The organism is Microscilla marina ATCC 23134, from assembly GCF_000169175.1.
Classification (GTDB): Bacteria; Bacteroidota; Bacteroidia; order Cytophagales; family Microscillaceae; genus Microscilla; species Microscilla marina.
Genome location: NZ_AAWS01000131.1, coordinates 1 through 1280, shown reverse-complemented (window position 1 = coordinate 1280; position 1280 = coordinate 1). Strand labels below are relative to the sequence as shown.

The window sequence follows — 1280 nt, the reverse complement described above, 5'->3', positions numbered from 1 at the left end:
ATCAGGGTCATGAGTTTTTTGCCAGGTTCAGTGCTGCAAACTATGCTCAAGTGCTATATCAAGAGAATCGGCGTTTTCGTGTACCAGGTGCAATAATGCTTTGATACGGGAAGAGTCATGGGAGGCATTTTTCACCACATTCTCCAGACTATCTACACGTTTTTGCCGTGAGCTTTCAAGTGCCTGAGTTTGATATGTGTAAAAAAATAATATGCTTATAAGAATAAATATTTTTTTCATGGTTACCTAATTATCTTTGGTCTTGCTTTAGATTGGTTAAAAAGCATCAGTCAATATATTGATTAGGTGTATTTTTGTATTGCAAATAGGGTGAAGAAGGAAAGTGTATTTGGATATTTTTTATTGAAGTATTTTTTTATATGGTTTGTACTTTGCAAAGGTACGAATATTTATAGACGAATGTTAACAAAAATTGTTAATGAAATTGTTAAATATTCAATCACCAGGTTTTGATTGACAAGCTTTTATTTATCCCAAAACTGAAGATAGGCATACACCATCACAAGCTAAAAAGAGTGGTAGCAAGGCGCTAAAGCAAAAAAAACTACCCATTGGGTAGTTTCTTATTAAGACTCTTTGTTCTCAGTTTTCTTTTCGGTAGTCTTGTAAGTGTTTGGCTTTTTGCGAGGTCTTACTTTACCATAACTACCTAAAAAAATCTTTCCTTTGCGGGTTCTTTTGTCTCCTCTTCCCATGATGTTATATTGAGTTTAATAATTTATAATTTAAACCTGTCAATCATCAATAAAACCAATACAGTTTTTAGCGATAATATACAGGTTTGCAAAGCTAGTTAAATAAAAGAAAAAGTTAAAGCTTATTTACTAAACAGTCGAACAGTTTTTAGACAAAAAGCTTTAAAAACTTCTTAAGTAACCAGTTTTTCTCAGCCATCGACAAACGGTTCAATACTTTATCGGCGCTGGTAGTAAGGTTCTTCATGTCTTCTATCAGTGTTACGAACTCTTTGTATTCTTCGTCTTTTTTATCACCTTCTACTACCGACAAATGATCCACTGTGCGTTTGATCTGATCGAGTTCACGTTTTTTTCGCTCCCTGATAATACACTTCGACACCTCCCACATATCTTTTTCAGCAACAAAATACTCGCGGCGTTCGCCTGGTTTTATTTCTTTACGTACCAAACCCCAGGTAATCAATTCACGCAGGTTCATGTTAGAATTGCCCCTCGATATATTGAGCTTTTTCATTACATCTTCGGTACTTAATGACTCATTCGACACCAATAACAAAGCAT

At 34.7% G+C, this 1280-nt stretch carries 3 protein-coding genes; all 3 read right to left on the bottom strand.

The genetic code is table 11. The features are described from left to right. Positions 1 to 27: 27 nt before the first annotated feature. Positions 28 to 240, bottom strand: coding sequence for a hypothetical protein (locus M23134_RS37220; protein WP_002706410.1), 213 nt, complete (start codon positions 238 to 240; stop codon positions 28 to 30). A 347-nt stretch (positions 241 to 587) separates the two neighbouring features. Next, entirely contained in the window at positions 588 to 716 is a 129-nt protein-coding gene (locus tag M23134_RS40365; protein ID WP_002706408.1) for a 30S ribosomal protein THX, read from the bottom strand. 148 nt (positions 717 to 864) lie between these two features. Next, on the bottom strand, positions 865 to 1280 hold a 416-nt coding region (locus M23134_RS37215), incomplete at its 5' end, for a GbsR/MarR family transcriptional regulator (protein ID WP_045115108.1).